Below are 1,388 nucleotides of genomic sequence, written 5' to 3'. Positions count from 1 at the left end.
TCCACCGCGCGAAGTCCACGCCGAGTACGTGAAGCTGCGAGCAGTCGCGTGAAATAGACAGTCAGATCCCTGTCCGGGAAACGCGAGGCCCCTCAGTCCACCTGATCGTGGACAACTACGGCACCCACAAGACCCCCGCGATCAAGACGTGGCTGGGCAAACACCCGCGGTTCCAGTTGCACTTCACCCCGACCGGCTCCTCCTGGATCAACCAGGTCGAGCGGTGGTTCGGCTTCCTGGCCGACCAGATGATCCGCCGGGGCGCTCACAAGAACGTCCAGGCCCTCGAAGCCGATATCCGCACCTGGGTCAAGAACTGGAACGAAGACCCCAAGCCCTTCATCTGGACCAAGACCGCCAAGGAGATCCTCGACTCCCTCGCCCGCTTCTGCCGACGCATCTCCGGCGCAGGACACTAGGCGATCACAGGGACCTGGATCCGGATGCCGGGGAAGTCCCTCAGATCCCGCAGGATGTGACACCGCCCAACGGACACTCAGTCAGGCGCGTAGCGGCCGGCTGCGGGGACCAGAGCGCGGGTTTCTATCTGGCTGCTGAGGACGGGGGTGTGCTCGGTCAGGGTGAGACGTCGAGGATTCGGACGCCGGCCCCGTCCCAGTCCTTTGGCGTGGTGGTCACCACGCGTGCCCCTTCCGGGCGTTCCGGACTGGGCTGGGCCACATGCCGGGTGTGTGACCAGCCCAGGGCACGGGATTGACCGGATGCGGCAAGGACAGCAGCCAGGTCCAGGGGATGAAAGAGGATCTGGTCGAGCATCGCCACGTGGCCAGCCACTCCGGCACGAACACGGTCGGCATCTGCCAGCGCGGCCAGGGCTACGTGAATACGCCAGGCGTCGGTGGCTGCGGACTGGTGCAGCATCCGGGAGACCAGGATGTTGCCGGCTCCCAGGGCGAGGAGTGCGTGTTCGTCCAGGACCACGTCCACCGTGCTGGGAATGGTCGAGGTCATGCGGCGGCACCGAGCCGGCGTGCCAGCTCAGCGTCTGCCGCACGGTCCTGCTCGGGGCTAGGGGTGTAACCCGACATCTCGCTCAGTACCGCCAGGGTGCGGGCCGTGCGCTCAGCCCGCTCGTTGTCGGTCGGGCTGTGCACGGCGAAATCGCTGACCAGCTGCGCGATGGTAGTGCCCTTCTCCGCCGCGAGGATAGCCAGCCTGTCCCGGACAGTGCTCTCGACCTTGATCGTTGTGTGCGCCATGACTCTAGAATACATCAGGTATACCCCGAGGGGGGGGCGCCGACCCGTCGAACCGGCGTTGATGTCCCTGACTGGCCTTGTCAAGTTGCCGATGGTGTAGGTGAGTTGGGGCAGGTCGGTGGTGCTGGCTGTGCCTGGCTCAGGCGGTCGCTGTCGTATTGGCGGTGG

3 protein-coding genes are annotated in these 1,388 nt (G+C 65.7%); 1 reads left to right on the top strand and 2 read right to left on the bottom strand.

All coding sequences use genetic code 11. The annotated features are described in order from the left end of the window. Positions 1-53: 53 nt before the first annotated feature. Positions 54-419: a transposase gene (locus ACZ7NC_RS45655; RefSeq protein ID WP_471498397.1), complete on the top strand. Its 366-nt coding sequence runs from the start codon at positions 54-56 to the stop codon at positions 417-419. 157 nt (positions 420-576) lie between these two features. Here the strand turns inward: ACZ7NC_RS45655 and ACZ7NC_RS45650 are convergent, their stop codons facing one another. Both ACZ7NC_RS45650 and ACZ7NC_RS45645 read right to left on the bottom strand, forming a co-directional pair. After that, entirely contained in the window at positions 577-972 is a 396-nt protein-coding gene (locus ACZ7NC_RS45650; protein ID WP_471498394.1) for a PIN domain-containing protein, read from the bottom strand. Further along, the gene (locus tag ACZ7NC_RS45645) at positions 969-1,220 is read right to left on the bottom strand and encodes a hypothetical protein (RefSeq protein WP_471498392.1); all 252 of its coding nucleotides are present in this window, start codon (positions 1,218-1,220) and stop codon (positions 969-971) included. Before ACZ7NC_RS45645 ends, ACZ7NC_RS45650 begins: the two co-directional genes overlap by 4 nt. Positions 1,221-1,388: the final 168 nt, after the last annotated feature.

The sequence above is a fragment of the Streptomyces sp. NPDC111802 genome, assembly GCF_055634335.1.
This window is presented reverse-complemented; position numbering and strand designations above follow the sequence as displayed.

Bases quoted from the DNA above. Each gene is read 5' to 3' on its own strand.
- ACZ7NC_RS45650 (WP_471498394.1), bottom strand. From the start codon at position 972: ATGACCTCGACCATTCCCAGCACGGTGGACGTGGTCCTGGACGAACAC.
- ACZ7NC_RS45645 (WP_471498392.1), bottom strand. From the start codon at position 1,220: ATGGCGCACACAACGATCAAGGTCGAGAGCACTGTCCGGGACAGGCTG.